Raw genomic sequence first — 842 nt, 5'->3', positions numbered from 1 at the left:
ATTCATATAAAGGTTTTTGAACCGATTTCTAAATGGCAATTTATTTTTGCCCTTTTTGCACCTTTTATCGTTATTAATAGTATTTTGATTTTTGCTTGTTATATGTACCCTCATTATTTACATTATATTACCATCATACTTGCTTTTCATGCTGGCTTATGTCTTCCTGATTTTATTTGTGCAAAGAATGTGCTGTTCGCACCAAATTGTTCATATATTGAAGAGAATGATGATGGAATTGAAATATTGCTCCACAAAAACGATGATTAGAAGAAAAAGGTATCCGATATTGGATGCCTTTTTCATGAATTTGATAAAACCAAGTTTTCACAAGTCTTAAAGACTATCTTTTTTCCGTAAATTTTGTTATTGTAAATAACATACAACTGGATTTAGGCTGTCTGAATTGCTATTTACGCAAATAGCCCAGACCCTACCTTTTTTTCTTCATAAATGCAAAGGAGGGAATCTTCGGTGATCTCCATATTTTTCATTATTTTTGCCGTCTTTATCCTATATAATATTAACAAAATGACCAATTCGCTTTGTCTCCAAAAGGAAATCCCTGAGGAGCGACAGCCTTCAGTGTTTAGAACGATTAATATTTTAATAACAATTCTTCTCATATCGTCATTTGTAGAGATTCTTTATGCTTAAATAATGTAGAAAAAGCGGCGGATTATACTTCCCGCCGCTTTTTCATTTAGGATGGATGAATCTTTATGTCGAAGTCTCTATAGCCAAGATGTTCCAATGATGATTAATAGGATAAACAAAACGACAATTAAGGCAAATCCGCCTCCGAATCCATGTCCAACTCCTTCTGACATAATGCTTCCTCC

3 protein-coding genes are annotated in these 842 nt (G+C 33.3%); 2 read left to right on the top strand and 1 reads right to left on the bottom strand.

All coding sequences use genetic code 11. The features are described from left to right. Both V7164_RS23265 and V7164_RS23260 read left to right on the top strand, forming a co-directional pair. Positions 1-270: DUF3267 domain-containing protein (locus V7164_RS23265; RefSeq protein WP_335355370.1), on the top strand; the 270-nt coding region annotated here is incomplete at its 5' end. Between the two features lie 183 nt (positions 271-453). Further along, positions 454-657, top strand: coding sequence for a hypothetical protein (locus V7164_RS23260; RefSeq protein ID WP_335344873.1), 204 nt, complete (start codon positions 454-456; stop codon positions 655-657). A 77-nt stretch (positions 658-734) separates the two neighbouring features. On the opposite strand, the gene V7164_RS23255 is transcribed toward V7164_RS23260, so the two are convergent. Further along, the gene (locus V7164_RS23255; RefSeq protein WP_335355371.1) at positions 735-830 is read right to left on the bottom strand and encodes a YjcZ family sporulation protein; all 96 of its coding nucleotides are present in this window, start codon (positions 828-830) and stop codon (positions 735-737) included. Positions 831-842: the final 12 nt, after the last annotated feature.

The organism is Bacillus sp. JJ1474 (genome assembly GCF_036965225.1).
Classification (GTDB): domain Bacteria; phylum Bacillota; class Bacilli; order Bacillales; family Cytobacillaceae; genus Cytobacillus.
This window is presented reverse-complemented; position numbering and strand designations above follow the sequence as displayed.